Annotated in this window: 1 protein-coding gene; it reads left to right on the top strand. The window is 55.9% G+C overall.

The window, feature by feature from the left end:
* The first annotated feature begins 48 nt into the window (after positions 1-48).
* Positions 49-1,068 (top strand): hypothetical protein, encoded by a 1,020-nt coding sequence (locus AC5ZG5_RS46205; protein ID WP_456647258.1) that lies wholly within the window; start codon positions 49-51, stop codon positions 1,066-1,068.
* The last annotated feature ends 76 nt before the right edge of the window (positions 1,069-1,144 follow it).

Genomic DNA, 1,144 nt, shown 5'->3' with positions numbered 1-1,144 from the left:
ACAAGCGCCACGGGACGACCACGTTGTTCGCAGCGCTGAATGTGATTGATGGGACGGTGCTCGCCAGGTGCAAGCCGGAGCGACGAAAAACCCTTTGAGCTCTTCTGCCGACGGCTTGCGCAAAAGGAGATCTGCCCAAACCTCATCCCTCAAACTGGACCTACTGGCGGCGGTGATAGCAAGGTAGACACTGAAACATATCCCGTCGCGTCGGAGGTTGCGGAGCGCTGGTACGAAGGCAATCCAAGTGCCGCTTCGGAGAGATGGGCATTCGCGTTCAGCGCCAAGAAGGATTGGCGCGGAAAAGTCCGCTCCGACGTTAAGAAGATTGCTGAGACGAAGCGCGGCTATTCGCTGATCTACTTCTTTTCAAGCCAATTCATCAAGGGTCGAGATCGCGCGGCTACGGAAGACGAGCTTACCAAGACATTCGGCATACCGGTTCGAATAGTCGATCGTAGTTGGATCGTGGAGAAGGTTTTCGAACGGAAGCATTTTGCTTTGGCGATCGACTCTCTCAATATCAATGTTTCCGCTCCGAGGGAGAAGGTAACGGGTCCGCGTGACTCGGGGAAGCGAGCAGAACTTGAAGAGTTAGAGAGGCAAATTGCCGATCAGGACCGCTACGTTGGCGTCGAGTACCAGCTCGCCGAAGACTGCCTCAATGCCGCTATTCTCGCACGCGAACTCGAATTGAGTCGTGCGGAGATTGAAGGTTTGTTCGACCGCGCCAGCCGGATCTCGGAGAAGGCGGGATCTGCACAGCAGCGCCTTCGCATCAGATATCAACGCGCACGGACCGCGTTCTTTTGGTTCGACGACTTCGATACCGTGAATGACCTGTACAATGAGATTGAGCAACTCGCGCTCAAGAGCGATCAGGCCGACGATTTAGAATGTTTGTCGAACATATGGACCAACCTCGTAACCGGCGTACGGGTTGGTGCATTGACAGATAAAGCAGCGAGGCTGAGTGAGCGATCGGATCGACTGAAGGCGCGTTTGGCCGAGCCCGCCAGCCAAACCGCGCGGCCCAACAATGCGGCTTTGGCCAGGACGTTGTTGTGAGAGCCGGCCTCAAGAATCTGAACAAGGCGATAAGTGGAGTTTCTGCCTGACAGCGGGCACGCTGTGTCCCGCGAAT

It is taken from the genome of Bradyrhizobium sp. Ses1, assembly GCF_059512365.1.
Note: the sequence above shows the minus strand (reverse complement) of the source record. Positions and strands in the feature narration are given on the sequence as shown.